This window comes from Kitasatospora sp. NPDC088134, assembly GCF_044741705.1.
GTDB lineage: Bacteria > Actinomycetota > Actinomycetes > Streptomycetales > Streptomycetaceae > Kitasatospora.
In genome coordinates, this window is the sequence record NZ_JBIUTD010000006.1 from 291,459 (window position 1) to 315,870 (window position 24,412).

General features: G+C 70.7%; 19 protein-coding genes, 3 tRNA genes and 2 pseudogenes. 20 read left to right on the forward strand and 4 right to left on the reverse strand.

What is annotated here, in order from left to right:
- Nucleotides 1-52: 52 nt before the first annotated feature.
- Nucleotides 53-283, reverse strand: a complete 231-nt coding sequence (locus ACIOHG_RS13155) for a hypothetical protein (RefSeq protein ID WP_400949110.1) — start codon at nt 281-283, stop codon at nt 53-55.
- Nucleotides 284-462: 179 nt separating this feature from the next.
- Here ACIOHG_RS13155 and ACIOHG_RS13160 point away from each other — a divergent pair, with 179 nt between their 5' ends.
- Both ACIOHG_RS13160 and ACIOHG_RS13165 read left to right on the forward strand, forming a co-directional pair.
- Nucleotides 463-1,827, forward strand: a complete 1,365-nt coding sequence (locus tag ACIOHG_RS13160; protein WP_400949113.1) for an FAD-binding oxidoreductase — start codon at nt 463-465, stop codon at nt 1,825-1,827.
- 670 nt (nt 1,828-2,497) lie between these two features.
- Nucleotides 2,498-2,830 (forward strand): hypothetical protein, encoded by a 333-nt coding sequence (locus ACIOHG_RS13165; protein ID WP_400949116.1) that lies wholly within the window; start codon nt 2,498-2,500, stop codon nt 2,828-2,830.
- 240 nt (nt 2,831-3,070) lie between these two features.
- Here the strand turns inward: ACIOHG_RS13165 and ACIOHG_RS13170 are convergent, their stop codons facing one another.
- Nucleotides 3,071-4,087: an EamA family transporter gene (locus ACIOHG_RS13170; RefSeq protein ID WP_400949119.1), complete on the reverse strand. Its 1,017-nt coding sequence runs from the start codon at nt 4,085-4,087 to the stop codon at nt 3,071-3,073.
- Nucleotides 4,088-4,270: 183 nt separating this feature from the next.
- Between ACIOHG_RS13170 and ACIOHG_RS13175 the strand changes: the two genes are divergently transcribed.
- The 13 genes and pseudogenes from ACIOHG_RS13175 to ACIOHG_RS13235 form a co-directional block, all read left to right on the forward strand.
- Nucleotides 4,271-5,359: a DUF1906 domain-containing protein gene (locus tag ACIOHG_RS13175; protein ID WP_400949122.1), complete on the forward strand. Its 1,089-nt coding sequence runs from the start codon at nt 4,271-4,273 to the stop codon at nt 5,357-5,359.
- Between the two features lie 286 nt (nt 5,360-5,645).
- Nucleotides 5,646-7,307, forward strand: a complete 1,662-nt coding sequence (locus tag ACIOHG_RS13180) for a long-chain fatty acid--CoA ligase (RefSeq protein ID WP_400949125.1) — start codon at nt 5,646-5,648, stop codon at nt 7,305-7,307.
- 146 nt (nt 7,308-7,453) lie between these two features.
- A pseudogene (locus ACIOHG_RS13185) lies at nt 7,454-7,714 on the forward strand (DUF4396 domain-containing protein); the annotation flags it as partial.
- A gap of 97 nt (nt 7,715-7,811) precedes the next feature.
- Nucleotides 7,812-9,605 carry a recombinase family protein gene (locus tag ACIOHG_RS13190; protein ID WP_400949128.1) on the forward strand — a complete coding sequence of 598 codons (1,794 nt, stop codon included), beginning with the start codon at nt 7,812-7,814 and terminating at the stop codon, nt 9,603-9,605.
- Nucleotides 9,606-10,182: 577 nt separating this feature from the next.
- Nucleotides 10,183-10,551, forward strand: a complete 369-nt coding sequence (locus ACIOHG_RS13195; protein ID WP_400949130.1) for a hypothetical protein — start codon at nt 10,183-10,185, stop codon at nt 10,549-10,551.
- Nucleotides 10,552-10,594: 43 nt separating this feature from the next.
- Complete coding sequence (locus tag ACIOHG_RS13200) at nt 10,595-11,353, forward strand: hypothetical protein (protein WP_400949133.1); 759 nt, start codon at nt 10,595-10,597, stop codon at nt 11,351-11,353.
- 1,017 nt (nt 11,354-12,370) lie between these two features.
- A complete protein-coding gene (locus ACIOHG_RS13205; RefSeq protein ID WP_400949135.1) occupies nt 12,371-12,631 on the forward strand; it encodes a hypothetical protein in 261 nt (86 codons plus the stop codon).
- Nucleotides 12,603-13,127, forward strand: a complete 525-nt coding sequence (locus ACIOHG_RS13210) for a DUF6879 family protein (RefSeq protein ID WP_400949137.1) — start codon at nt 12,603-12,605, stop codon at nt 13,125-13,127. The genes ACIOHG_RS13205 and ACIOHG_RS13210 overlap by 29 nt, the downstream gene beginning before the upstream one ends.
- A 30-nt stretch (nt 13,128-13,157) precedes the next feature.
- Nucleotides 13,158-14,006, forward strand: coding sequence for a helix-turn-helix domain-containing protein (locus tag ACIOHG_RS13215; RefSeq protein WP_400949139.1), 849 nt, complete (start codon nt 13,158-13,160; stop codon nt 14,004-14,006).
- Nucleotides 14,007-14,296: 290 nt separating this feature from the next.
- The gene (locus ACIOHG_RS13220; RefSeq protein WP_400949141.1) at nt 14,297-14,494 is read left to right on the forward strand and encodes a hypothetical protein; all 198 of its coding nucleotides are present in this window, start codon (nt 14,297-14,299) and stop codon (nt 14,492-14,494) included.
- Between the two features lie 316 nt (nt 14,495-14,810).
- Nucleotides 14,811-15,932 (forward strand): NAD(P)-binding domain-containing protein, encoded by a 1,122-nt coding sequence (locus tag ACIOHG_RS13225; RefSeq protein WP_400949143.1) that lies wholly within the window; start codon nt 14,811-14,813, stop codon nt 15,930-15,932.
- A 4-nt stretch (nt 15,933-15,936) separates the two neighbouring features.
- Nucleotides 15,937-16,482, forward strand: coding sequence for an NUDIX hydrolase (locus tag ACIOHG_RS13230; RefSeq protein ID WP_400949145.1), 546 nt, complete (start codon nt 15,937-15,939; stop codon nt 16,480-16,482).
- Between the two features lie 73 nt (nt 16,483-16,555).
- Nucleotides 16,556-16,858 (forward strand): annotated as a pseudogene (locus tag ACIOHG_RS13235) (DUF4396 domain-containing protein); the annotation flags it as partial.
- Between the two features lie 221 nt (nt 16,859-17,079).
- On the opposite strand, the gene ACIOHG_RS13240 reads toward ACIOHG_RS13235, so the two are convergent.
- Nucleotides 17,080-17,751 (reverse strand): hypothetical protein, encoded by a 672-nt coding sequence (locus ACIOHG_RS13240; RefSeq protein WP_400949147.1) that lies wholly within the window; start codon nt 17,749-17,751, stop codon nt 17,080-17,082.
- A gap of 194 nt (nt 17,752-17,945) precedes the next feature.
- Here ACIOHG_RS13240 and ACIOHG_RS13245 point away from each other — a divergent pair, with 194 nt between their 5' ends.
- Both ACIOHG_RS13245 and ACIOHG_RS13250 read left to right on the forward strand, forming a co-directional pair.
- Nucleotides 17,946-18,623 (forward strand): response regulator transcription factor, encoded by a 678-nt coding sequence (locus tag ACIOHG_RS13245; RefSeq protein WP_400949149.1) that lies wholly within the window; start codon nt 17,946-17,948, stop codon nt 18,621-18,623.
- Nucleotides 18,624-18,681: 58 nt separating this feature from the next.
- Nucleotides 18,682-20,085, forward strand: coding sequence for an ATP-binding protein (locus ACIOHG_RS13250; RefSeq protein ID WP_400949152.1), 1,404 nt, complete (start codon nt 18,682-18,684; stop codon nt 20,083-20,085).
- A 24-nt stretch (nt 20,086-20,109) separates the two neighbouring features.
- On the opposite strand, the gene ACIOHG_RS13255 is transcribed toward ACIOHG_RS13250, so the two are convergent.
- Nucleotides 20,110-23,403, reverse strand: coding sequence for a PAS domain-containing protein (locus ACIOHG_RS13255; protein WP_400949154.1), 3,294 nt, complete (start codon nt 23,401-23,403; stop codon nt 20,110-20,112).
- 202 nt (nt 23,404-23,605) lie between these two features.
- Between ACIOHG_RS13255 and ACIOHG_RS13260 the strand changes: the two genes are divergently transcribed.
- From ACIOHG_RS13260 to ACIOHG_RS13270, 3 genes are all read left to right on the forward strand, one after another.
- Nucleotides 23,606-23,696 (forward strand) — tRNA-Ser (locus tag ACIOHG_RS13260).
- Between the two features lie 207 nt (nt 23,697-23,903).
- Nucleotides 23,904-23,979 (forward strand) — tRNA-Arg (locus ACIOHG_RS13265).
- Between the two features lie 34 nt (nt 23,980-24,013).
- Nucleotides 24,014-24,089 (forward strand) — tRNA-Arg (locus tag ACIOHG_RS13270).
- Nucleotides 24,090-24,412 lie beyond the last annotated feature (323 nt).

The following is a 24,412-nucleotide window of genomic DNA, read 5'->3' on the forward strand; positions in this document are numbered from 1 at the left end:
CGGCGCGCCGGACAGTGGTTTTACCGCACGCCGAACAGGAGTTGACGGAACGTCAGAACAGGGTTGGCGGGGCGTCCTGGTCGGTCTGCCCGGGCAGGCCGGGGAGCGCGTCCTGCCACAGGGTGGCGTCGGTGAGCGGGAGTTGGCGCATGCTGCCGGAGCACAGCACGAGCGAGTGCCGCTCGCGCTTGTGGTCGTGGATGACGCCGTAGCCCGTCCGCCGGGTCGGCATCAGGGCGACCGGGCGCTCGCAGTCGGGGCACTGGACACGGGGTGCACGCATGGGACCAGGGTGCCCGAGCGGTCCGACACCGGGACAGGGGGCCGCCACGGAGCGGCGGCGGGGCGGCGGGGCGCCCGGACGGCGGACCGGTGGGTCGGTGGGTCGGTGGGCGGGGGCGCTTGCCCCGGCAGGGGAGGAGGAGGGAGAGTGCGGACGGGGACGACTGCTGGAGGTCTGGCATGGGTGACTTGGTCGAGCGGCTGCGGGTGGGACTCCCGACGGGCGCGATCACGGTGGACGCGGACGTGACGGCCTCGTACGCCCGGGACATGGCGGGCTTCTGCCCGGTGGGCGACCCGGCAGTGCTGGTGTTCCCGGAGACGGTCGAGCAGGTGCAGTTCGTGCTGCGGACGGCGAGCGAGCTGCGGGTCCCGGTGGTGCCGCAGGGCGCGCGGACCGGGCTGTCCGGCGGGGCGAACGCCGTGGACGGTTGTGTGCTGCTGTCGCTGACCCGGATGGACCGGATTCTGTCGATCGACCGGGTGGACCGGATCGCGGTGGTGCAGCCGGGCGTGGTCAACGCCGAACTGTCGCGTGCCGCCGAGGCGTTGGGCATGGCCTACCCGCCGGACCCGTCGAGCTGGGAGTCCTGCACCATCGGCGGGAACATCGGCACCGGCGCCGGCGGGCTCTGCTGCGTCAAGTACGGCACCACCAGCGAGTACGTGCTCGGCCTGGACGTGGTGCTGGCGGACGGGCGGCTGCTGCGGACCGGGCGGCGCACGGCCAAGGGCGTCGCCGGGTACGACCTGACCCGGCTGCTGGTGGGCTCCGAGGGCACGCTCGGCGTGGTGGTGGAGGCGGTGCTGGCGCTGCGGCCCGCGCCGGGGCCGCAACTGGTGCTGGCGGCGGAGTTCGACTCGGTGGACGCCGCCGGGCGGGCGGTGTGCGAGGTGATGGCGGCCGGGCACGCGCCCTCGCTGATGGAGCTGATGGACGCCACCACCGTCCGGGCGGTCAATGAGATGGCGCAGATGGGGCTGCCGGAGTCCACCCGGGCGCTGCTGCTGGTCGCCTTCGACGGGCCCGATCAGCGCGACCGGCTGGCCGAGGTCGGCGCCCTGTGCACCGCCGCCGGGGCCACCGAGGTAGTGCCGGCCGAGGACCGCGCCGAGTCCGAACTGCTTCTCCAGGCAAGGCGCTTGGCGCTACCCGCGCTGGAGCGGACGGGCACTACGATGATCGACGACGTGGCGGTGCCGCGGACGGCGCTGGCCGCGATGCTGAACGGTGTCGCCGGGATCGCCGAGCGGCACCGGCTGACGATCGGCGTGGTCGCGCACGCGGGCGACGGCAACACCCACCCCGTGGTGATCTTCGACGCCCGGGACGAGGACCAGACGGCCCGGGCCAGGGCCTCGTTCGACGAGATCATGGCGCTGGGCCTGGAACTGGGCGGAACGGTGACGGGGGAGCACGGCGTCGGCCTGCTCAAGCGGGAGTGGCTGGCCCGCGAGCTGGGCCCGGTCGGGCTGGAGCTCCAGCGGCAGATCAAGGCGGCCTTCGACCCGCTGGGCATCCTCAACCCCGGAAAGGTGATCTGAGCCCTGCGCACGGGCGCCGCGCTCCACCGCGCCTCGCTCCACCGCGCCGCGCGGAACGGCCCATCGGGCACCGATATCGTCCGATCATCACAAGGTGATGATCGGGAAAATCGGCCGGGGATTTTCGGATCGTCACAGTATGCCGTTCGGATAGTGTGAGTATTTATTGCCGACAATTCCTGTGTCGACATTTGATGGTCACTCGACCTGCATGGGGCGTGGGCGGGGCGTGGACGGACTGTTCGTGCGCCCCGGGGGTTGCGCGACTCGCCGAGGAGCGGCGTTCGCGCGCCCGCCCGGACGGCTCAAAACCTGCCGCCGTCCGGGCTATCTGCCAGTTCAGAGGGGGTGTACCTGTCGACGAGCCGAATTGTCGCGGACTATGCGCGACGGGGTCGCTGTCACGCTAATGGGGGAAAAGGCTCAGTGGTGCTGGTGCTTTGTCGATTTGTTGCGGAAGTCTGTTCCTCGGCGTCGCAGCCCCCGGAGGTTCGTCTGGCCGCGAACTCCGGAACCGGAAACACCCGCAGCACCATTCGGTAACCCGCAGCACCTTGTTCTTGGCAAGCACCACCTGAACCGCCACCACCTGAACCGCCAGCCGAAGCACCACCGGTCCGAGGGCCGACGGTCGACGGCTGCCCGGCTCACGGCTCCACGGAGGAAATTCATGGCGCGCTACCGCAGTACACGCCTTGCCGCCCTGCTCGCGTCCGTCCCGCTCGCAGCCGCTCTGCTGCTGGCCGGGGCGGGCGCCGCGGCGGCCGACAACGGCGCGGCCGCCGATCACGGCTCGAACAGCGGCGTGGTCGCCAACTTCGGCAGCGGCAACATCTTCGGCTCGGTCGACGGCAACTACAACGCCACCCAGCAGACGGCGACCGGTGCCGGTGCGTCGAACCAGAACAACACCCTCGGGGTGAAGGACAACACGGGCATCGTCTACGCGGACCAGTCCAACAAGAACTTCAACTTCGTCTTCGCGCCGGTCTACAGCTACTGACCCTCCGGCGGGAGGTGCGGACGGACCGGCGGGGGCGCCGGACCGGACGGAGCACGGACCGCCGGGGCACCCGGGAGTGGAAAGGGTCACCGCCTCGGGGCACAGCAGAACGCAGAACGACGATCGGAACGGACGATCGGAACCCCTCGGGGGCGTGGCAGCCGCAACGGCGCCGCGCCCCCGAGGGGTTCACCGGTGCCGCACCCGGAGCACCCCCGGAGCACCCCCGAGCGTCCGATCTCAGCGGCGCGAGGTGAGGGTGGCGCCGACGCTGGCGACGACCACGCAGCAGATGCCGAGCACCTGCGGCAGGCCCAGGACCTGGCCGAGCACCACCAGGCCGACCAGCGCGCTGATCGCCGGGTCCAGGCTGACGATCACGCTGAACACCCGCTGCGGCATCCGCCGCAGCGCCGTCATCTCCAGGGCGTACGGCAGCACCGGGAACAGCAGGGCGACACCCGCGACCGCGAGCAGCAGCAGGCCGGGCGCGGAGGCGTCGGACAGGCCCCGGACCGCCTCGACGGCACCGAACGGGGCGAGCACCACGGCGCCGATGGTGAAGGAGACCGCCAGGCCCTCGAAGCCGCGGAAGACCGCGCCGACCTTGTCGGTGAACAGGATGTACCCGGCGTAGCAGGCGGCCGCGCCGAACGCGCAGGCCAGGCCGACCGGGTCCAGGCTCCCGGCCCCGGAGTCGCCGTGGCCGAGCAGGGTGAGCAGGGCCACGCCGGCGGCGGCCAGCATCGCCCACAGCACGTGCCCGGCGCGCCGGGCGAAGACCAGGGCGACCGCCAGCGGGCCGAGGAACTCGATGGTCGCGGCGGTGCCCATCGGCAGCCGGTCGACGGCGCCCGCGAACAGCAGGGTCATCCCGGCCGAGGCGACCCCGAGCAGGCCCGCCAGAGCCAGGTCGCGCGGGCTGCGGCCACGCAGCCGGGGCCGGGTGACGGCCAGCAGCAGGACGGCGGCGAAGGAGATCCGCAGGAAGGTCGCGCCGGCCACGCCCAGCACCCCGAACAGCGGCTTGGACGCCGCCACCCCGAGCTGCACCGCGAGCATCGACACCAGGCACAGCACCGGCGCCGGAACGGACCCCAACCGCCGCCGCAGCCCGCCCGCCCGGTCCCGGACCGGCGTCCCCGCCCGGGTTCGGGACGGCCCGGAGCCGAGCCCCGGATCGGTAGCGGCCTTGGAAACCGAGGTGGTGGCCGGGAGTTCGCTGGTGCTTTCAACGGTGAGGGACGCGCCTGACATGGGATCGAGTGTGGCGTAAGGAGTGGAATAGGTCAAAGCCAGTTACCCACTGCTTCGATGCGGCCTCGGCGGTGCGCCGCTACGGCCGCCCCGACGGTGCGCCGCAGGGCCGCCCGGGTGACCGGGGCGCCGGGTCGGCGTGTCCTGCCGGGCGGGCCGATGGTCGGTCAGTAGTTCTGGAGGGTGCGCTACCTCGGCCCGGCGGCCCTGACGGCCGCGTCGCTCGTCCTGCTGCTCGCCACCGACCGGGACGCCGTCGGCATGCTGGCGGCCGGCCCCGCACCCGCCCCGACCCGGGCCACCGCCCCGGCCGCCCCGTCGCAACCCGGCCCGCCACAACCCGGCCTCTCGCGACCCGGCCTCTCGCAGTCCGTTCCGCCGCAACCCGGCCCGCCCCGGCCCGCGCCGCCGCAGCAGTTCGCGGCCGTGCCCGCTGCCCAGGGCATGCCCACCGTCGCCCACCAGGCCGCGCCGCTGCTCGCGGCCGAGCTGGCGTCCGTCCGGCCGCGCCGCACCGTGCTGAGCGACCCGCTGCGCTCGCGCCGCCAGCCGCTGCCCGCCGAGGTGTTCGGCGGCGCCGGGTTCGACGCCTGCACCGCACCGTCGGTGGAGACCATGCGGGCCTGGTGGGGCACCTCCCCGTACGGCGCGATCGGGATCTACACCAGCGGACGGCAGCGGGCCTGCGCGCAGCCGCAGTTGACGGCGGCCTGGGTGCGCACCGTCCGGGCGATGGGGTGGCGGCTGATCCCGACCCACGTCGGGCGGCAGGCGCCGTGCATGGCGCCGGGGCGCAAGGCGCTGCGGATCGACCCGGAGCAGGCGGTGCGGCAGGGGCGGGAGGAGGCGGCCGAGGCGGTGCGGGCGGTGAAGGACCTCGGGCTGCGCATCGGCACCCCGGTCTACCTGGACATCGAGGCGTACCCGCGCGGCGACTCGGCGTGCAGCCAGGCGGTCACGGACTTCACCCTCGGCTGGACCCAGGCCCTGCACCGGGCGGGCTTCCGCTCCGGCTTCTACTCCTCCACCGACGCCGGGATCGCCGACCTGGCCGCCGCCGCCCGGGCCGGCAGCTCCCCGCTGCCCGACGCGGTCTGGTACGCCCGCTGGGACGACCGGGCCAACACCGCCGACGGCGCGGGCCTACTCGGCACCGACCTGTGGGCCGACCGCGCCCGCATCCACCAGCACCACGGCAACGTCCAGGAGACCTACGGCGGGGTGGCGCTCACCATCGACCGCGACCAGGTGGACGGCCCGGTCGCCCGCTGAGCGGGCCGCCGCGCGCCGGGCGGGTGTACGAATGGAAGGGGCGTGCGAACTCCCTCACCCCAAACGGAAAGCGCTTTCCATCTGCTCCCTGCCCCCCTTCGGATCGCCCCGACCGCCCCCGGTCGAGCCCCGCCGGCCCCGGCGACCTGCGGAGGCGACCCGCCGGAGCGGGGTCGGTCTCATCTCGGTTGCGGCTACTGACAGCGAGGGGGCGACGGGGAAACAATCGGGGGAATCTGTTGCTACCTGCGGGTAGCAACGTGCCGGCCGGTCAAGGAGGACCCGCGTGTACAGCACGATGCAGGACGTTCCGCTCACCGTCGCCCGGATGCTGCAGCACGGGTCCACCGTCCACGGCCGGTCGACCGTCACCACCTGGACCGAGGCCGGCCCGGTGGTGCGGACCTTCGCCGAGATCGGCGGCCGCGCCGCCCAGCTCGCGCACGCGCTGCGCGAGGAGTTCGGGGTGGCCGAGGGCGAGGCCGTCGGAACGCTCATGTGGAACAACACCGAGCACCAGGAGGCGTACCTGGCGATACCGTCCATGGGCGCGGTGCTGCACACCCTCAACCTGCGGCTGCCCGCCCACCAGCTGGCCTACATCGTCCGGCACGCCGCGGACCGGGTGATCGTGGTGAACGGTTCGGTGCTGCCGCTGCTGGCCGCCGTCCTGCCCCAACTCGCCGACATCGTCAAGCACTTGGTGGTGTCCGGCCCGTACGACCCGGCGGTGCTGGCCGGCTTCGGCGGGACGGTGCACGACTACGAGGAACTGCTGGCCGGGCGCCCGACCGCGTACCCGTGGCAGACCGACATCGACGAGAAGCAGCCCGCCGCGCTCTGCTACACCTCCGGCACCACCGGCGACCCGAAGGGCGTGGTGTACAGCCACCGCTCGATCTACCTGCACTCGATGCAGATCATCGCCGCCTCCAGCTTCGGCCTGACCGCCCGCGACACCGTGCTGCCAGTGGTCCCGATGTTCCACGTCAACGCCTGGGGCATCCCGCACGCGGCGTTCATGACCGGCGCCAGCCTGCTGATGCCGGACCGCTTCCTGCAGCCCAAGCCGCTCGCCACGATGATCGACCGGATCAAGCCGACCTTCGGCGCCGCCGTCCCGACCATCTGGACCGGCCTGCTGGACGAGCTGGACGCCGGCGACTACGACACCTCCACCCTGAAGACCGTGGTGATCGGCGGCTCGGCCTGCCCGCCCGCGCTGATGCGGGCCTTCGAGGACCGGCACGGCATCCGGGTCATCCACGCCTGGGGCATGACCGAGACCTCCCCGCTCGGCACCGTCGCCCACCCGCCGGCCGGCGTCACCGGCGAGGAGGAGTGGGCCTACCGGGTCACCCAGGGTGTCTTCCCGGCCTCGGTGCAGGCCCGCCTGGTCGGCCCGAGCGGCGAGCTGATGCCCCACGACGGCGTCGCCGAGGGCGAGTTGGAGGTGCGCGGCCCGTGGATCGCGGGCGCGTACTTCGGTGGCGTGGACGGCGAGCCGGACCGCCCCGAGGACAAGTTCAGCCCCGACGGCTGGCTGCGCACCGGTGACGTCGGCACCATCACCCCCGACGGCTACCTGACCCTCACCGACCGGGCCAAGGACGTCATCAAGTCCGGTGGCGAGTGGATCAGTTCGGTCGCCCTGGAGAACCACCTGATGGCGCACCCCGAGGTTGCCGAGGCCGCCGTGGTGGCCGTCCCGGACGAGAAGTGGGGCGAACGCCCGCTGGCCACCGTGGTGTTGCGGCCGGGCGCCGCCGCCGGCCTGCCCGAGCTGCGGGCCTTCCTCGCCGAGCGGGTCGCCTCCTGGCAGCTGCCCGAGCGCTGGTCGCTGATCGAGTCGGTGCCGAAGACCTCGGTGGGCAAGTTCGACAAGAAGGTGATCCGCGCCGACTACGCGGCCGACCGCCTGGACGTGACGGTGATCGGCAAGGAGTAGCCGCCCAGGAGCAACCGCCCAGGAGCAACCGCCCAGGAGGGCGGCCGTGGGAGGCCCCTCCCCGGTGATCCGAAAATCCGCTGCGGAATACCCCAGGGGGGTATAGCGTTCAGCTGACCGGAACACCGGACCAGGGAGGGGCCACCATGGAGCACGCCGAGCACCACGAGCACCACGAGCAGACCGACCATGCTGGCCGCGCCGGGCACGGCGGCCACGAGCAGCACCAGCACCACCACCATCAGCACGGCGGCGGCGCCAGCTGGCGCACCGCCGCGCAGGCCACGCTGCACTGCCTCACCGGCTGCGCCATCGGCGAGGTGCTCGGCCAGGTCATCGGCGTCGGCTTCGGCCTGCACAACGGCGCGACCGTGGTGATCTCGATCCTGCTGGCGTTCGCGTTCGGGTTGCACACTTCGGCACTACGGACGTGAGGCAGTCCGCTCCCTAGCCAGTAGGCGAGCGTCCCGCAGGGGACCCACCTGCTAGTGAGGGAGTGGCCCCGTGGTCCCCATCCAGCCCGGCACCTTCGGCTACGTCGAGCCCGTAGCGGTCGGTTACGATCGCCAATCGAGGGCGAAGGCCGACAAGAGCGAAGCGTCCCCGCTCGTCCAGAAGGCCACCAACCGGAAGCGCGCTGACGAGCTAGGCGCACGGTTTCTCCGGCACTACTCGGACATTTGCGTTTCCGGCTGGAACCCGGACGCCTACCGCGAAGGCTTCGAAAAGATGCTCAACGCGGCCCGTTCCGGTGAATTCAACATGCTCGTGGTCTACGACGTGAGCCGCTTTTCCCGCCGCGAAGTCATGGACGCAATCCCGATCGTCTCCGAGCTGCACCGGCTCGGAATCACAATCGTAAGCTGCATGGACGGCGTATTCGCGCCGGGCGACACCATGGCGCTGATTTACCTGATCATGCGCATAGATGCCGTGAACAAGGAATCCGAGCACAAGTCGCAGAAGGTGCGAGACACCAAGAACGCACAGCGCGCCGAAGGTTCATGGCTTGGCGGGCGGCGGCCTTACGGATTCACCGTTGAGAAGTATTTCAAGGGCAAGCTCGCGCTCATGCGTCTTGTGCCCGAGGAGTCCGAGGCGGCGAATATCCGGCGAATCTGGGCGCTGATCAAGGCTCACAAAGACCAGGCAGTCAGCCGGAAGAAGGGATCAGTGAACATGGCATCCCTCACTTGGCACTGTGAGTACATGAATGAGCGGCCTAGCGAATATCCGACGCAAGGGAGGTCGGTGGGCAAGGAACGGGCAACTTCGCAGTGGAATGCCCGCACGCTTAAGGGAATCCTCCGAAACCCCGTCATTGCTGGCCTTAAGGCTGATCCCGTCTACAAGCTCACCGAGCGCGGCAACCGAAGTGGCAACCGGGAATGGAAAATTCAGCGCGACGAATCTGGGCACCCCATCGTCATCTGCGAGGCGATTATCCCGCTCAGCGAATGGTACGAGCTTCAGGCTTGGCTTGACACCCGGGTCCGGGGCGCTGGTGTCGCTCGGCGGACTTCTCTTCTCTCGGGGCTCCGCAACGTAGACAACAAGCCTGTGCTCACTTGTGGATGCGGACGACCGCAAGGGGCGCTTAACAACGGAGAGAAGCCGACCTATCGGTGCACGCGAAATTCTCGGGTCCCTGCCTTCGAAGGTGACCACCTGGGGAAAAATGCCATCATGCAGGTTCACGCAAACGACTACGTTGCCCGCCGCGTGTACGCGCTGATTCAGAGCGCGACGGCTTCCGAGCCGGATGACGAAGCAATGGAAATCCTCCGTGAGGCCACGCTTGTCTATTCCATGGCCCAGGAGACCCCGGAGACGAGCCGGGAGCGGACCAACATGGTTGCGGAAAGGGCGGACGCTCAGTCAGCGCTGAAAGCCCTTTGGGATGACTTCGACAGTGGCGACGTATACGAGGGGGCCGAAGGCCGGAAGCGTTTCAAGACAAAGCGGCTCAAGTGCGAAAGCCGTTTGCGTGCCGCCGAGGCCCGGCTTGCCGAACTCTCGGACATGGAAACCGTTGGGCTCCCGCTTGAGCTGTGGCTTCGCCCCGGCGACGACGGCGACCCGATCGGCCCGGGGTCGTGGTGGGCTGACGCCAGCCTTGAGGAACGGCGAAATTTCCTGACGCTGTTTGTCTACCGGATCACGATTTCACCTGCCGGTGCCGACTGGAGGTCCAGCGCCCGGTACAGCTTCGACGTGTCCCGGCGAGTCACCCTGGAATGGGTAACTGCACGAGAGCGAGATGAAGACGAGACGGAAGAGGCCCAGGAAGCCGCCTAACGGCCCTGTGCGCCATTGAGACGCCCCGGTAGGACTCCGAGCCTGCCGGGGCTTTCTCGTGCCGCAGGGGGGTCGCCGTGGCTCCCCGCTGAGTGCGACAGCCGTGCAGTGACGAAGCGGCCCAGCGGCCAGCCGGAACCCACCCCACCTGACCTGGGCAGATGACGCGATGACGGTTTTATGAGTTTTCCGTATTCATAAAAGAAAGCCTTTAGGGAAAGCCGAAAGCCCGTCTGTCTCGTCATCCGTCACTCAGGGCCGCCCGCCCCGCGCGCTGGGGATAGGCATTCCACTCCCTAGATACATAGTGAGCCGGATAGGCGCTGAGTCAGCCCAGCGAACCAACGGCCCGGGAGCGCATCGACTCGCCCCGACAACTGATCAACTTAATACTTGGTTCCGGCATGGGCGCTGTATGTGCTCTCGCCGAACCGAGCAGACAGGGGACCTCCTTCCCCCTGTCTGTAGGCCCCGTGTTACGGATGCTGCTTTCCCGCCGGTATGTCGGTAACCGTCGGATGTGCAGCTCCGTGATGCGGGGCCATTTTTGTATCCGAAGCCGACTAGGAGCCGACCAATGGACCGACGGTCCGAAATATCCGAGCACGTAAGCAATGCCCGCGCCGAAGTGAAGGTTGAGGAAGCCGCCGAAGCAGCGAGTATCGGAAGCCAGTCCCAGTGGCCGGCCGCCGACCTTCCCAATCTGCGCCAACAGATCGGCGCGAAGTTCTCCCTTCCGGAGATCCTGATTGATCGGCTAGCCGGTTCCACTGCGGAGGAAATCACGGCTGATGCGCAGAAGGTTGCCGAGCACTTTCGCCCCGGCCTTCGCACTAAGCCGATGGCTCTCGTAAAGGGTGCCGGTGCAGCGGAGCACGATCCCGGGACTGATATTGACCCGGTACGGCTGGCCGCCGCAATCCTCAAACGTCGCACGATGCGCTGACTTCCAAGCCTTATCCGATACGCCAAGCCAAGAGGAATGAAGAATGACCGACACCAATTCCGATGAGCGCACTAAGCGCCTGGACCACCTCTACAACATGGCAGCCCGCGCCATGCCGAGTTACATCTACACATGCACGCCGGAGAGCGTGAAGGGTGCCCTTGCCCACCTTGACGAGATGCTGAGCAAGCGGGCCGACGCTGATCACGCCGTGGCCGTCGCCGAGGCCGAGCTTGCCGAGGCAGAGACCAAGGATCACCGGGCAACCAAGGCGGCCCTCGCGGAGGGGAAGCCGCTTCCGAAGCCGACCTCCCGGGGGCCGCTGGAAAGCCGCCTTGCCGAGGCTCAGCGGCTCCAGATGGCGACCTACGAGCTGGCCGCCGAGGCTGCTGCGGCTGTGCATGCGGCGGCCCTCTCCGATAGCTCCGATTGGCGGGCCGAAGTGGTCGGCCTGGCCGAGGAGAAGCGTGCCGTCGCAACAGCAGCAGCGACTCAACTGGCTTGCACGCTAGATGAGTTGGTCTCTCTCGCGGGCACGGTGGAAGCGCTGGATGAAGACCTGGGGCGTCCGTGGGACTCGAACGAGCGTCAGTGGCGGTACATGGCACCGCGCGGCGGCATCAACTGGAATGCAGACCGAATTGCCCTGGATCGAATCCTTAGCGATCGGCTGGAATACAGCGCGAGCTATTCCGGTGGCCTTCCTGGCCGCCTAGACCCCGCCGCCGATCCTGACGCCGAATACGATCCGGCGGCCGGCCTGCCTTCCCCGGTAAATGACATGGAGCCGTGGAACCAGTGAGCACCACCCCGATACCCGCCCGAGAAATAGCGCTCCGAGCACTGAGCCTGGTCACCCGCGACCAGGAAACCGGCTGCCTGATCTCAGCGAGGCTGGACCAAAAGGGCCGGGCAATGGTCCGCTACCAAGTTGGCGGGCAGGCAAAGCGAATGCTTGCTCACCGCGCCGTCTATGCGGCCCTGTATCGGCCGCTCAAGCCCTACCAGGTGCTGCGACGACGTTGCGGTGATCTCCGCTGTGTAGAGCCCACCCATTTCACCCTGGCCCATTAGCCGCGCTGGCATTAGTTACCGTGAGTCACCCCAAGGGGTGGGGTAGGACCCCCTCCCCCTCCCTCGGGGATCGCAGCGCTATAGCAGAAACCGGCCTGTCTACGGGTCTGGGATTTTCTGGGCTGACTCAAAGTAACTGACTCCCAGGAGAATTGGCTCCAATCGCCCGGCGGAAAACAGGTCCTTACGCGCGCGTGCACGAATGCGCGCGGGAGGCTGCACGTCCGGCAGGTGAAATAGCCAGCCCTAGAAACTGCCACAGCGGCCCGTACGCCGCCTTTCAGGCTATAGACGGGCAAGTGGTCCGACCCTGCAATTACAGGCCCGCAAATCGCCGTCCTGGACTGACCGAGAGGCAGCCGTGAGAACCATCCACCCCGAATGCGGCCGGTCGTGGTCCGGCCGTCGCGCGGAGCACTGTCCAGCCTGCTGCGAGACCTTCGCCGGTACTCGTGCGGGCGACGCCCACCGAACCGGCCCGTACGGTGCTCGCAGGTGCCTGCCACCGGCCACCGCAGGACTCTGGCAGGACAGCCAGGGCATCTGGCACCGGAGGCCCTACCCGGATCGCTGATCCTCTTTCTTGCCCTCATTTGACCCTTTACGGGTCGAATGAGGGCTTTTGTCGTTCCAGGCTCGCACCACCAACCTGACGCATGATCAACTTGCATGGCTGCTTGACGGTTTCCCCACATTGGGTGATGGTCGTGCACATCCATGCAACCAGCGAGGCGCGGAGGGCACGATGGCACTACGGTTCATCGGGATTGACCCCGAGACACAGCAGCAGGGATCACCGACGGTGTGGGTTGACGCGGAGAACAAGGAACTCGTTTTTCAGGGATGGAAAGCGTCTGCTGCCTTGAAGGAGGAGTGCGCGCAGAAGACAGCCCCCGGGCACGCAACAGAAATCCCCGATCACGAGGACGTGGTTCGGTTCCCGGCGCGGATGATTCCCATTCTGAGGGAGGCGTGCGATGCCGCAGAGCAAGCCGGACTTCTTTGATCTTCTCAAAAACGCGAAGCGCTCCGCCGTTCATCTGGAGATGCGCGATGCGTACGGCGTCGGCGACGAGGCCGAGGACTTTGTCCGTTGGAAGAATTCCGGGGAGCGGGATTCTGACCCTGCTTCATCGTACTGGGCTCCCTGGGTTTCCGTAATCTCTGAAACCGTCTCCCGGGGTGTCGCTGTGCAGCGCGCCCGGATCGTTTCGGAGCCGGTCACCGATTACATCAGATGGGAGCACGCCGGCACGAGCGTCAACCTTGCGGCTGGAGAAGAGGTGCGGTGGCTTTCCCGCCGGAAAGCATCCGGAATTGCCCTGCCCGGAAATGACTTCTGGTTGTTTGATTCAGAAATCGTTTTGTTCAACTACTTCACCGGAGATGGTGATTGGTCCGGCCAGGAGCTGACGACCGACCCTGACACGGCTCAACTGTGCGCATCGGCCTTCGCGGCGGTATGGGCCTCCGGCGTCCCGCACGACGAGTACAACGTCTGACCCACCAAACACACATCGGATAGCTAGCCCATGCCTTCGTCCCCCTCCTCTAGTGCTCAAGACGCCCGCGAAGCAGTGGCGGCCCGGCTACGGGACTTGCTTCTAGATGCGGGGCTGACGGGGCGTGAGCTAGCTATTCGCTGTGGGTGGCACCCTTCAAAATCTTCTCGGATCATGAATGGCAAGACGCCGCCCTCGGACGCCGACATACGTGTCTGGTGTGACGTCTGCGGAGCCTCCGGGCAAGCAGAAGACCTTATCGCTGCAAGCCGCGCTGCTGACTCTATGTACGTTCAATGGAAAAAACTCCAGCGACACGGGATGCGGCGAGCGCAAGAAGAGGTAGTCCCGCTCTGGGAGCGAACGCGACACTTTCGGGTCTACGCTTCTAACGTCGTACCTGGCATGCTCCAAACGCCCGGGTATGCCACTGCCCTAATGAAGTCCATTACTCGCTTTCAAGGCACGCCGGACGATGTGGCGGAAGCCGTCGAAGCTCGGGTTGCTCGGTCTCATGTAATCAATGAAGGAAACCATCGGTTTGCTTTGCTGATGGAAGAGACTGTTTTGCGCTACCGGATCGGTGACGCCGACGTGATGGCGGGCCAACTTGGGTATCTCCTGGCTGTGATGGCCCTTCCTCGGGTGAGTCTTTCGATCATTCCCTTCACCGCTCCCCGCCTGATCTGGCCACTCGAAGCTTTCTACATGTTCGATGATCAGCAAGTTGCCGTGGAACTACTCACCGCCGGTGTAAACGTCAAGGCTCCAAGCGAAGTCGCGGAGTACGGGCGAGCGTTCCAAGGCTTGGCTGAGATGGCGGTTCATGGGGCTCAGGCACGAGCGCTGATCACGTCAGCGATCGACTCGCTCGGGTGAATCTGTGCAATCTCATGCAACCTCATAGAGCCGAACTCGCCTAGCTCCCTAGCGTGTTGCCGTCGGTTTCAGCGACTCCGAGGGAGTGGCCACATGGCGGTGAGCACCAACCCCCGTAAGACCAGGACCCGCGAGGAGTACCGGGCTGAGCAGCGGGAGCAGCCGCCCACGGATCACCCGCTGGACGAGTACGACGCTGGCGTATCGGCCCGGGTGGTCGGTGACGGCATCCTCCGTGAGTGGCCCGCCTGCACGTGCGGTGCGGACGGGTGTCCCGACAAGGGCGTGGCGTGATGCTGCCCGAGGCTCTGACTACGGCTGTCGGTGCGCCGGAGAACTCCTGTCTTGGGTGTGCCTACTTCGACGGGATCGCAGCGCAGTACCCGGCCGACACGAACCCCACCATCGCGCGGCACCTGGTCCGGTGGCGGCAGCAGCACGTCGACAACGACGAGTGCACGAGCCCGCAGGCAGGCCCGGATGAGTGACCGCCAGGACGCCCCGCAGACGGCCGCTCAGGGCCCCTCCGGGGACGCTGAGCCCGTTGACCCGTTCGAGTGGATCAGAGCCCGCCCGTGGCCCCCTGAGCGGCCCTCTGGGCCCCGACCGGTCCTCACTCCGGAGGAGCACGCCGAGGTGCCCTTGACCCCGGAGGAACGGCAGCGCCGGGCGGTGCTGCTGGCCCGGGTGCGTGAGGCCAACCACCCCCGTCGCTGACGGGGCGGACAGACCCCCGTCCCGGCCGCCTGGGGAAGGTTTCGGCCGGGACGGGTTCCAGTGCAAGCACAAGGGAGGGAAGTCTCCGTGGAGACCTCAGAGCGCGCACGACTGGACACGTACTTCGGGAAGATCGCGCGGCGGTTCACACCACCGGTTCTCCCGTCCTCGCTGCTGGTGACGCACCTGTTGCCGGAGCGCCCGTCGTTCGTGCGGGCGGTCGGCACCGTGTCCAGCCTCCGGGCGGTGCTGCCCAAGCCGAAGTCGATCGACGCCGCAGCGCGCCGAGAGGTCGAACAGGGCTTCCCCTGCGACGAGTTGTCGCGTGAGCTGTTCGCCGACCCGGACACGGCGGTGACCTACCTGGAGACCCGGGCGGCCGGCGAACCCGTGGTGCTGCTGGACGTCGGCGGCTACTTCGCCCCGGTGCTCGACGCGCTCTGCGACCGGTTCTCCGGGACCGTCCTCGGGGTGGTCGAGGACACCGAGAACGGCCACAAGCGGTACGCCGAGCGGGACAAGCTGCCGTGCCCCGTCGTGTCGGTGGCCCGCTCGCCGCTCAAGGACCCCGAGGACTTCCTCGTCGGTCAGTCCGTCGTGTTCTCCACCGAGGCGCTGTTGCGGGGCCGGGGGGACATCCTGCACGGCCGTCCGGCGCTGGTGATCGGGTTCGGCAAGCTCGGTTCGAGCATCGCAAGGCTGTTGCACGCCAAGGGAGTTCACGTCACGGTCTACGACATTGACCCCGTACGGCGCGCTCAGGCGCTCTCCCAGGGCTTCGGCGTGGCCCGGGACCGGGAGCAGGCGATAGCCGCCGCTGGGCTCGTCCTGTGCGCCACGGGGGCGCTCGCGCTCAAGGGCGAGGACTTCCCGAACCTGCGGAACGGGGCCTACGTCGCCACGGTCACCAGCAGCGAGGACGAGTTGGAGTTGGACGGGCTGCCGGACGGCTACACCCGCAGCGGCTCCGGCGAGAACGTCACCCGCTACAGCACGACGGGCCACTACTTCTACCTGCTCAACAACGGAAACGCCGTCAACTTCCTTCACGGCGCGTCAGTTGGGCCATTCATCTACCTCGTACAGGCTGAGATCCTGGCAGGCGTGCGACTGCTCGCCCGGCGGGACCTCGACGCCACCATGCACGAAGTGCCCGGCGACGACCGGGCAGCCATCGCCGCTACCTGGCTCGACTACTACAACAGGTGATCCGATGCCCATCACGGCACAGCACGTCAGCGAGACCGTCACCGCCTACCTGGACGCCCACCCCGAGGAGAAGCCGGAGCTGTCGGCCGTCCTCGCCCTGGTGGACGACGGGGCGGACGTGACCAGCCGCAAGGAGTTCCGGGGGCACGCCACCGCCGGGGCCGTCCTGATGGACCGGGACGGCAATGCGCTGTTCATCCACCACGTGGCGCTGGACAAGTGGCTCACCCCGGGCGGGCACCTGGAGCCGGAGGACGACACCCTGTCCGGGGCCGCTCTCCGGGAGCTGACCGAGGAGACCGGCGTCAGCCCCGAGGGCATCACGCTGGTGGGCACCGCCCCCGTGCACATCGACGTGCACCCCATCCCGGCGAACGACGCCAAGGGCGAGCCCGCACACCAGCACATCGACTTCCGGTTCCTCTTCCGCACCGCCGACCACAGCGCCGTGACCCTGCAAGAGGAGGAGGTCAGCGGCTACGCCTGGCGCGACGCGGACACGATCTCTGACGAGACGCTGCGGGGCCGCGTGCTGGCCGCTCTGCGCTGACCGCTCCAGCCCCGGCCCGGTTGCCTTCCGTCCCCCACGGAGCGGCCGGGCCGCCCGCACCCATGGTGCTAATCTGTGCATCCCCTTCGGTTACGCGCTGACCATGCGCGGAGTGCTGAAGGCGGGCCTGCCCTTCAAGGACGCGCTGAAGGTCGCGCTGGCGGCCGACACCGTCTCGATCATCGTGATGGAGCTGATCGACAACGGCGTGATGGTGGCCGTCCCGGGGGCGATGGACGCCGGGCTGGGCCAACTGCTGTTCTGGGTCTCGCTGGCCGGGTCGCTGGTGCTGGCCTTCCTGGTCACCGTCCCGGTCAACCGCTGGTTGATCGGTCGCGGCCAGGGCCACGCGGTGGTGCACGCCTACCACCACTGAGCCCTGCGCCCCGCCCCGTCCCCGGCCGCCGCGGTGCCCGCTGTTCCGTACCGGCGCCCGCCGATCCGTCGTGGGGGGGGCCCCCGGGGGGGCCCCCCCCCCCCCCCCGGGGCCGGCCCCCCCCCCCCCGCCGGGCCCGGGGGGGGGCCCGGGGGCCGCGCCCCCCCCCCCCCCCCCGGGGGGGGGGCCCCCGGGGGGCCCCCCCCACGACAGGCCCCGGGTCAGCGCCCGTCGACCACGGTGTTGCCGGTGATCGACCCGTCGGTGCCGTCCACCGTCACCAGGTGGCGCACCCCGTCCTGGCCGAGCACCGTGACCGCCCAGGAACTGCCGCCGCCCTCGCGGCCGACCACGGCCAGCCCCGCGACCTTGCCGCCCGGCACCGCGCCCGCCGCTTTGGCGACCGCCTGGTCGGCGGCCACCCCGGGCAGCGGAGCAGGCGCCACCCCGGCGCTCCCGGCGACCGCCCCGGCACCCGGCACGCCCAGCACCCCGGGCATCCCGGGCGCGCCCGGCGCGACCTTCCCGCCGGGCACCGTCCGCGCCCGGCCGTCGTGCCCCCGCTCCCCGGCCCGGCCGTCCCACTTCCCGTGGCCGGCGAAACCGGGGGCGTCCGGAGCGAACGGGACGTCGGGCCGGTCCGGGCGACCCTCCCCGAAGAACCCGACCGCCCGCGACCGGTCGTGGTGCCGCTCCAGCGCGACGCCCGAGCCGACCGCCGCGACCCCGAGCACCACCACTGCGGCGACGCCCAGCGCCCAGCGGCCGCCGCGCCGCGCGGGCAGCCGGACGTAACGCCGGCGGAACCCCGCCAGGCCCACCAGGCCCGCCGGGGCGGCGGCCTTCTCCTCGATGCCGGGCTCGGACGGCTCCGGCGACTGCGGTTCGGACATGTGTCTGCGACTCCCTCGACGACCTGACCCCGACCGGTTCGCCCCGGCCGGGCGTCCAGCATCCCTCCGCCCGCCTGAAGCCAGGCTGAAGCCACCGATCGGGCCTGCCGCACCGCCCGCACCGGCGGGGCCCGCCTGAAGCCGGGCTGAAGCCGCCCTGTCCGTCCCGCCGGACGCCTGCGACGCTGTCCCCCATGCGCGTACTGGTGGTCGAGGACGAACGGCGGCTCGCCGCCACGCTGCAGCGCGGGCTGCGGGCCGAGGGCTTCGCCGTCGACCTCGCCCACGACGGCGAGGAGGGGCTGTGGCTGGCCACCGAGCACGACTACGACGTCATCGTGCTCGACATCATGCTGCCCCGCCTCAACGGCTACCGGGTCTGCGCCCGGCTGCGCGCGGCCGGGGACGAGACCCCGATCCTGATGCTCACCGCCAAGGACGGCGAACTCGACGAGGCCGAGGCCCTGGACACCGGCGCCGACGACTTCCTCTCCAAGCCGTTCTCCTACGTGGTGCTGGTCGCCCGGCTGCGCGCCCTGGTCCGCCGCACCGGACGCCGCCTGCCGCAGATCCTCCGGTTCGGCGACCTGGTGATCGACCCGGCCCGCCGGACCTGCACCCGGACCGGTACCGAAGTCCGGCTCACCACGCGGGAGTTCGCGGTGCTGGAGTGCCTGGCCCGGGCGACCGGCGGGGTGGTGTCCAAGCGGGAGATCCTGGAGAGCGTCTGGGACTCCGCCTTCGACGGCGACCCGAACATCGTGGAGGTGCACATCAGTGCCCTGCGCCGGAAGATCGACGCCCCGTTCGGCCGCAGTGCGGTCGGCACGGTGCGCGGAGCCGGCTACCACCTGGCGGTGGACGGTGGCTGACCGCCTGACGGTCCCGCGCCGCCTCGTTGCCCAATTGTGGTTCCGCACAGCCCGGTTGGTGCCACGCTCGGTGCGCGCCCGGGCCACCTTCGCCGCTACTGCGGTGGTCGCGCTCGCCCTGGGCGGCACCTCGCTGGCACTGCTCGGCGTGCTGCACGCCAACCTGACCAGCGACGTCCGGCGGACCGCCGCCCGGCAGGTCGACGAGGTGGCGGCGGTGGCGGTGCGCGAGCACCTGCCGCCGGTCATCGCCAGCCCGGGCGGTGGATCGGTCCGGGTGTTCGACGCGGACGGGCGATTGGTCTCGGCCACCATCGACGTGCTGCCCCCGGCCGGACCACCGGTCCCCGAACCGCCCGTCCCCGGTGGCCCTGGCGCCCCGTTCAAACGCCAACTCCGGCACCCGGGCGGCGATCGGGGCGTCGTCATGCTGATGGACGACGCCGGGCAGCGGGTGGTCTCCGCCTCCGTCACCGGCCCGGACGGGCAGCTCACCATCTACGCCTCGGCCTCGCTCGGCCCGGTGGCCGCCGCCGGCCGGACCGCCGCCGCCGCGCTCGCCGTCGGACTGCCGCTGCTGGTCCTGCTGGTGGCCGCGGTGACCTGGCGGGTCACCGGCCGGGCCCTGCGCCCGGTGGAGGCGATCCGCTCCGAGGTCGCCGAGATCACCGGCCACGACCTGCACCGCCGGGTGCCCGTCCCGCGCACCGGCGACGAGGTCTCCCGGCTCGCGGTCACCGTCAACGCCACCCTGGACCGGCTGGAGGACGCGGGGCGCCGCCAGCGCCGCTTCATCGCCGACGCCTCGCACGAACTGCGCAGCCCCATCGCGGTGTTGCGCACCCAATTGGAGGTGGCACTGGCCCACCCCGACCCCGAACTGTGGCCCGAACTGCTCACCGACGCGCTGCAGGACACCGTCCGCCTGCAGGACCTCGCCACCGACCTGCTGCTGCTCGCCCGACTGGACGCCGCCGACCCGGTCGCCACCGAACTCCTCGACCTGGACGTGCTGTTCGCCGAGGTGCTGGCCACCCGGACTGCCGACCGGATTCCGGTGCTCGCCGAACTCGACCCCGGCGCAAGCGTGTTGGGCAATCGGACCTGGCTGACCCGGCTGCTGACCAACCTGGTCGACAACGCCCAGCGCTACGCCGACAGCACCGTGCGGGTCCGGCTCGGCACCGGCGCGGGCACGGCGGTGCTGGCGGTGACCGACGACGGCCCGGGCATCCCGGAGCCGGACCGCGAGCGGGTCTTCGAGCGCTTCACCCGGCTCGACGACGCCCGCAGTCGCGAACTGGGCGGCGCCGGGCTGGGGTTGGCGATCGCCCGGGACCTCGCCGAGCACCACGGCGGCACCCTGGCCGCCGAACCGTCCCCGCGCGGAGCGCGACTGGTGGCCCGCCTCCCGCTGGCCGGTGCGCCGACGGACCGGAGCCCGTCGGCGCCAACCTGCTGATCCATCAAGCAAATTGACGAAGTATCAGAAAGCAGCGCTGCCCGCCGCCATGACCTGCTCCAAGGAGCCGATCCGGGCCAGCAGTTCGACGATCCGGCCCTGCACCTCGTCGGTGGTCGAGCGCTCGGCGAGGAACAGCACGTTCTCGCCGGTGCGCAGCCCGGCCCGGGCCTGCGGGTCCAGGTCGGCGGAGGTGTAGACGACCAGCGGGGTGCGGTGCAGCCGGTCGTTGGCGCGCAGCCAGTCGAGCAGGCCGGGCTCGGAGCGCTCGATCCGCTGCAGGTCCAGCACCACCAGGTTCGGCTGGACGGCACTGGCCCGGGCCACCGCCTCGTGCTCGTCGGCGGCGTGCTCCACGTGCATGCCGCGCCGCTCCAGCCCGGCCACCAGGGCGGCCGCGACCTCGGGGTCGGACTCCACCAGCAGCACCCGGGCCGCGTGGTTCTCGCCGTCCCGTGGGGCCAGCGCCCGCAGCAGGACCGCCGGATCGGCGCCGTACGCGGCGTCCCGGGTGGCCTGGCCGAGACCGGCGGCCAGCAGCACCGGGACCCGCCCGGCCAGCGCGGCGGTGCGCAGCGACTGCAGGGCGGTGCGGGTGATCGGCCCGGTCAGCGGGTCGACGAACAACGCGGCGGGCGTCTGCGGCACCTGCGCGTCGACCTCCTCGCGGGTGGCCACCACGACGGGCCGGAAGCCCCGGTGCTCCAGCGCGCCCCGGGTCGACGGGTCCGGCTCCGGCCAGACCAGCAGTGGCCGCGGGCCGTCGTGCGGCCGGGCCGGGGCGAGCTCGGCGACCGGCCGGGGCGGCGTCCGCCCCTCCACCGGGGCGGAGCCGCCGGACAGCGCCAGCGCCGTGCCCGGACCGCCCGCCGAGGAGTGCTCGCCGACCTGAGGTCCGGCGGCCGACCGGTCCGGCTGCGGACCGCCCATCGGTCGGGGCGGCACCAGTTCGCCGAGGCCGCTACCGATCGGCTGCGGCTGGGCCTGCTCCGCGACGCCGGGCGCCGGGGCGGACCCGCCGGGCAGCGCCAGCGCCGCGCCCGGACCACCCGCCGGGGACGGCTCGGCGCCCGGCGCGGTGGGCACGGGCGGCATGGCGGGCGCCGGCGGGGCGATCGCCCGGACGTCGGCCGGAGTCTCCGGGCTCGCGGGGGCCGGGGCGACGGCGGGGACGGGCGGCAGGACCGTCGTCACCTCCTCTGCGCTCTCCGCGGTGTCGGCAGGCAGGGCCAGCCGGCGGCGCCGACCGGTGGGCTGGGCGGGCGGCGCGACCGGCGGCTCCACCGGGACGGGCGGCAGGGTGTGCTCCAGCCCGGGGTAGACGACCGCCCCGGGGTCGGGGACACCGGGGATCTGCAGCGCGGGGGAGCTGTCGTCGGGGTTCGGCACGGCGGCCCGGCGGGCCCGCCGCCGACCGCCGCCCTCAGTGGCCGGCGGGGCACCCGCCCCGGCGCCGTCCGGATGACCGTCCGGCCCGGAAGGCCCGACCGGGCCGGGGCCGAGCGCGATCGGCGCGCGCGGGGCCTGCTGCTCGGACGCGCCGGGCCCGCCGCCCCAGGAGTCGTCCTCGCGCGGCGCGCGGGCCCGACGGCGGCCCTGGCCCTGGGTGTCGTCGGCCTGCGCGGTGGCGTCCGGCCCGACCGCGGGTGCCGCAGGAGCCGCCGAGGCCGCACCTTCGGCGGCCGGCCGCGGCTCGGACCCGCCGGGCTGCCCCGGCAGGTCGGGCAGCATCGCGGTGTCGGAGTCCTTGGGCACGTGCGGGACGTGCCGCTGCAGGTCGGGACCGTCGGAGTCCTCGCCGTCGTGGTCGAGCGGCAGCTCCACGACGTAGGTGGCACCGGCCCCGCCGGGCAGGTCGTGCCGCTGCAGCACACCGCCGTGCCGCTGGACGGCGGCGCGGGCGATCGGCAGGTGCACGGCGCTGGCGGTGCGGGCGGGGCCGCGGACCTCGATCCGGGCGACACTGCCGCGTTGGGCGGCGGCCAGCACCACCATGGGGGGCTGCTCGCCGGTCGGCACGGGCTCGCCGAACGGCGCGTCGGCGGGGGTCGGTTCGGCCTCGGCACGAGCGGCCTCGGGCACGGAGGTGACGCCGCTGACGTCGGCCACCAGGTGGGCCAGCGCCCGGGCCAGCCGCTCGCGGTCGGCGAGCACCTTCACGGCGGCGGCGTGCACCGAGTACCGGACCCGGCCGGGGCCGACCAGCTCGTCGGCCCGCTCGACGGCGAGCTGCACGACCTCGTCCAGGCCGATCCGCTCGCGGTCGAGGGAGGTCTTGCCGCGGTCGGCGTCGGCCTCGAAGCGCTGGTGCTCCAGCACGCCGTCGATCAGCCGCCCGAACCGGCGGCACTCGTCGGCGAGCCGGCGCAGCGTCCAGTTGGCCTCCGGCCAGAGCTGGCCGGCCGGGTCGGCGGCGAGGGTGTCGATCCGGCGGTGCAGCGCGGTGAGCGCGCCGCCGAGCTCGGACTCCAGCACGGCGGTGAGGTGCTCGTTGCGGGCGGTGAGCGCGAGCTCGCGGGTGCGGTCGGTGAACGTCATGACCGCGCCGACGAGCTGCTCGCCGTCCCGGACCGGGGCGGTGGTCAGGTCGACGGTGACCGGCCGGCCGTCCTTGCGCCACAGCACGGTGTTGCGGATCCGGTGCTTGCGGCCGGAGTGCAGGGTGTCGACCAGTGCGGAGCTCTCGGCGGCGAGCGGGCTGCCGTCGGGCTGCGAGTGCTGGATCAGCGGGTGCAGCTCGCGGCCGCCGAGCTCGCTGGCCCGGTAGTCCAGGATGTGCGCGGCGGCCGGGTTGACCAGGACCACGCGCCCTTCCAGGTCGACGCCGAGGACGCCCTCGGCGGCGGCCCGCAGGATCATCTCGGTCTGCTTGTGCTGGCGCCGCAGTTCGGACTCCACGCCGAGGCGCGCGGACAGGTCGCGCACCAGGAGCAGCAGCAGGTCCTGGTCGGCGGTGGTGAAGGACAGGTAGCCGCGCGCCTCCCCGCCGCCCTCGTCGGTGAAGTCGTTCCCGGACACCTCGACGGCGAACTCCGTCCCGTCGGTGCGTCGGGCGGTCATTCGGACCGGTCGGTCCAGGCTCTCTGTCTCGCTCGCCGGTGGCCGCATCGAACCGGGGATTCGGCTGGGGTCGAACTCCGGCAGCAGGTCCAGGACGCCCCGCCCGATCAACGAAGTGCCGGGAGCCTGCAGGCTCTCCACGGCGGCCTTGTTGACGTCGACCACGGTGCCGTTGCTGTTCACCAGCAGCAGCGGGTCGGGCAGTGCGTCGAGTATCGCGGCGAGGCGAGCAGCGCCTCGGGTCGGCCTGCTGCTCACGTCGACGGGTCTCCTCACGGCTTAGGGCCGCCGCTGCGACGGGCGGCTCCGCCTCTCCTCGGAGACGGAAGTATCTCATTCTTCTTTGCGCCGTGGACGACCCGGCCAGTATCGTTGTGGTGGTTGGTGCCGGGGCCGTTGCCTGTGGCATCATCGCAGTCGCACGGAGTACGGCCGGAGTCCCGGTCGCGGTCCGGGTGTTGGAGGCGTCGCCTAGTCCGGTCTATGGCGCCGCACTGCTAATGCGGTTTGGGCTTTACCGTCCATCGAGGGTTCAAATCCCTCCGCCTCCGCCTCATCGAGAGCCCCGTCGGTCACAGGCCGGCGGGGCTTCGTCGTAGCCGCCCGCGCGTCCGCCCCGCGGGCCCGTCTCGCGGTGGGGTGCCCGGGCCGGTGGGCGTCCTCGCAGGTTGGGGGCCGTGGACAATCGATTTCGCCCCCGGTCCACGGTCATGTAATGTTGTCCCCGCACCGCCCAGGAGGCCAGTCCGCCGGGGCGAGCGCTCATAGCTCAACGGATAGAGCACTTGACTACGGATCAAGAGGTTGCAGGTTCGAATCCTGCTGAGCGCACCAAACTCCGCTCGCGGTCCCGCAAGGGTCCGTCCGAGCGCTCATAGCTCAACGGATAGAGCACTTGACTACGGATCAAGAGGTTGCAGGTTCGAATCCTGCTGAGCGCACCAGCCGAAGGCCCCGGGTATCCACCCGGGGCCTTCGTCGTTCCGCGCCACCGTTCCGCAGTGCGGTTCGGCCGAGCCCGGTCCGGTCGAACGTCCGGGGTACGCGGGCGGGGGAGTAGGGTGCCGGGCCTGGGGCCACCGGTCGAAGCAGACCTCAGGTGCCTGGGCGTTAACGTCCGATTGGTTCCCGTTCGAGTGAGTTGACGGCGTGTTGGACGGGTATCCCCATGCTGCTGACGGAGTGGCCGCCAATCAGGTGATGTCAGGGGAATTGAGCAGGTGTCGAGGTATGACCGAAACCAGATCATGCTTCCCTTTTGTCTGAT